The sequence below is a fragment of the Nocardia sp. CC201C genome (genome assembly GCF_030010695.1).
Taxonomy (GTDB): Bacteria; Actinomycetota; Actinomycetes; order Mycobacteriales; family Mycobacteriaceae; genus Nocardia; species Nocardia otitidiscaviarum.
Map to the genome: position 1 here is coordinate 1 of NZ_JASCXP010000653.1, position 2,533 is coordinate 2,533.

General features: G+C 73.5%; 2 protein-coding genes. One reads left to right on the forward strand and one right to left on the reverse strand.

The features are described 5' to 3' along the window. The coding region (locus tag QK444_RS35535; protein ID WP_282786410.1) for a DUF5691 domain-containing protein at window positions 1–2,075 on the reverse strand (2,075 nt) is incomplete at its 3' end. Window positions 2,076–2,177: 102 nt separating this feature from the next. Here QK444_RS35535 and QK444_RS35540 point away from each other — a divergent pair. Beyond that, entirely contained in the window at window positions 2,178–2,465 is a 288-nt protein-coding gene (locus QK444_RS35540; RefSeq protein ID WP_282786411.1) for a SelT/SelW/SelH family protein, read from the forward strand. Window positions 2,466–2,533: the final 68 nt, after the last annotated feature.

The window sequence follows — 2,533 nt, forward strand, 5'->3', positions numbered from 1 at the left end:
AACGGATCCGCGATGCCGTCGCGGCGGGCGGCGTCGTCGAGCACGCCCGGACCGGTGGTGGTCAGGCGCGGACCGTCGGGGTGCGCGCCCATGGTGAGCCATGCGCTCGCGCGCCGCGCCATCCGCTCGGCGAAAGCCGAATCGGGCAGGCGGGCCAGCAGATCCGCGGCCAGTCTGCGCACCTCGGCCCGGCGATCGTCCAGGCCGGATTCCAGCAGCGGTGCGTCGGCCGTCGACAGACGGTCCGCCAGCACCGCCAGCAGCTCCACCTTGCCAGGGCCGGATTCGGTGGGCCAGGAGGTCGCGAGTGCCGTGCGCGCCGCGCCGGGATCGGTGCGGCGCAGCCGGGCCAACCAGGCCCGGCGCTCCGCCGGGCGGCCGTGCGACCATACCGAGTCGTCGTCCGCGGCGGCGCGGATCAGACCGCGCCAGCCGGGATGCCGCGCCGCCAGCCAGCGACCGCGCGCACCGGCCAGGCGCAGCAGGGCTTCCCGATGGGCGGCAACCGATTTGGCGCGTTCCAGCAGCCGGCTGCACATGGCGTCCGGGGCGCGGTAGTCGAACGGCTCGGCCGCCGCGAACCACTCCGCCAGAAAGGACGAGGTACCGGTCAGCAGGCTTCCCAGCCGTGCCGCGGCGGCGGGCGGCAGCAGCGGGCGCGGATCGTCTTCGGCGATATCGGACTTCTCCGCCGCACTCGGCGATACCGCCCCGCGCACGAAACAGTCCTGCAGGGCAATGGCTTCGAGCAGGGCGACGGCCGGATCCGCGCCGGACCGGGACGCCGCCGCGACGGGTGCCGGAAGCGCGGCGGTATCGACGGTGCGCCGGGCCGTGCCGACCAGCGCCGTGGAGACGAGCTCCGCGATACCCGGCTCGGCGGCGGCCGCGGTACCCGACCGACCACCCAGCGCGCTGGCGACCGGCGGCGTGGCGACCGAAATCCCGTCCGCCGCCACGGCATCCACGACCGTCCCCCCGGCGTGCACGGCGAGCGGCACCAGCCCGTCCGTGGTCCACTCGCCGACCACCGTCACCGGATGGCCGCCGGAGACGCCCAGCATGCGCCACGGCTCGCCGTCCTCGACGGTGACCGGAAGCGAATCCCCCGCGGCTTCCACCACATACCAACCATTCTCGGACCGCACCGGCACCACATCGACCAGCATCATCGGCCACGAGCGCAGCAACGGATCCGCACCCACCGCCGCGGCATGCGCGCCCAGCGCGGCGGAAATGCCGAGCCCGGCCGCGTCGATGGAGCCCGGTGGCCCGGTGACCGGATCGCGCCCGATCCCCGCGCTCGCGGCGGCCGGTGGTGCGGTGGAGGTTTCGGGTCCGGGTGCGGGGAGTGGGCCGGGCGGTGGTGAGGCCGAGGCGATGTCGGCGTTCGGTCGTTGGGTGTGGGAGGCGGGTTCGCCGTAGCGCTCGCCCCAGACCGCGCGCAGTGGTGCGGCGGCGGGGTAATAGTGCAGGTCGGCGTCGATGTGGACGCCGGGGGCGGGGGTGTCCTGGGGGAAGGTGGGGCTGCCGTAGTGGTGGTCGAGCAGGAGCGCCCAGCGGGCGGTCGTGGTGCCGCGCAACCAGGTGCGGCGGGAGTACAGGCCGTCTTCGACGGTGGTGCGGGTGGCGAGCACCTGCCAGATGTCGCGCACCGCGGGTTGTTCGCGCACCGAATCCACGGGGGTGGGGTAGCCGATGTGGGTCCGCACGCTGGCGCGGAGGGCGGGGGAGAGGTGGTCGAGTCGCTGGTGGGCGGCGATCAGCAGATGCAGGCGGCCCAGTTCCCGCAGCAGCCGCTGCGGCCAGTCGGCCCGCGTTCCGACGTGCGCGAGTTCACGCAGCGCCCGCGCCACTCCGGGGGCCTGCGCGTCGACCATCCGCGCCGCCACCGCCTCGAACACCTGGTGCGACCGATCCATCTGAGCCAGGCCGGTCCGTACCTGATCGGCCAGCCACATATCCAGATCCGCCAGCCCCGCGCTCACCCGCACGTGCCGCTTGTCCGCCGTCGACGGTCGTCCGGCCACCGCTGGCGGATCATTCGGCACCGCCGCGGTCTCTCGCGTCCGCATCGCTCCCCCTTCCACTGTTGCCCCGAGTTCTATCGCAGACCACCGACATGTGCGGTCGCCCGCACGATCGGCGTTCTGCCCCGGACCGGTAGGGTGCGCACCATGTCCCGCGTCGCGATCGAGTACTGCACGCAATGCCGCTGGCTGCTGCGCGCCGGCTGGATGGCGCAGGAACTGCTGAGCACCTTCGCCACCGACCTCTCCGAGGTGGCGCTCATCCCGGGTGAGGGTGGCATCTTCCGGATCAGCGTCGACGGCGATCAGATCTGGGAACGCAAGGCCGACGGCGGCTTTCCCGATATAGCCGTGCTCAAACAACGCGTCCGCGACAAGGTTGCCCCCGGCCGCTCCCTGGGCCACTCCGACAAACGCCAGGAGAGCGCGGACTGACCGCGACCGTCCCACCGGCCCGCCGCTCGGGCCGTGGGCACGTCAGCCGCAGCGCGCTCTCGGAGGTC

Excerpts from the sequence above, each read along its gene's own strand:
- QK444_RS35540 (WP_282786411.1), top strand. The coding sequence starts at position 2,178 with ATGTCCCGCGTCGCGATCGAGTACTGCACGCAATGCCGCTGGCTGCTG.